This window comes from Acidovorax sp. Root219 (assembly GCF_001428665.1).
Classification (GTDB): domain Bacteria; phylum Pseudomonadota; class Gammaproteobacteria; order Burkholderiales; family Burkholderiaceae_C; genus Acidovorax.
Genome location: NZ_LMIJ01000022.1, coordinates 2194 through 2605, shown reverse-complemented (window position 1 = coordinate 2605; position 412 = coordinate 2194). Strand labels below are relative to the sequence as shown.

Annotated in this window: 1 pseudogene; it reads right to left on the bottom strand. The window is 68.4% G+C overall.

Annotated features, from left to right (window positions below):
* Positions 1-412: pseudogene (locus ASE28_RS33150) on the bottom strand (methyl-accepting chemotaxis protein); the annotation flags it as partial.

The following is a 412-nucleotide window of genomic DNA, read 5'->3' as shown; positions in this document are numbered from 1 at the left end:
TTCGGCGCTGCGCCCGGCCAGGCTGCGCACTTCGCTGGCCACCACGGCAAAGCCCCGGCCTTGCTCGCCGGCGCGCGCGGCTTCCACCGCTGCGTTGAGCGCCAGGATGTTGGTCTGGAAGGCGATGCCGTCGATGACGCTGATGATGTCGGCGATCTTCTTGCTGCTGTCGTTGATGCCCTTCATGGTCTCGACCACTTCGGAGACCACGTCGCCGCCCTGCACGGCCACGGTGGAGGCGCTCAATGCCAGCTGGTTGGCCTGGCGTGCGTTGTCTGCGTTCTGGCGCACGGTGGAGCCCAGTTCTTCCATCGAGGCGGCGGTCTCTTCCAGCGCCGAGGCCTGCTGCTCGGTGCGGGCCGACAGGTCGTTGTTGCCCGAGGCGATCTGGGCGCTGGCCGACGCCACGCTC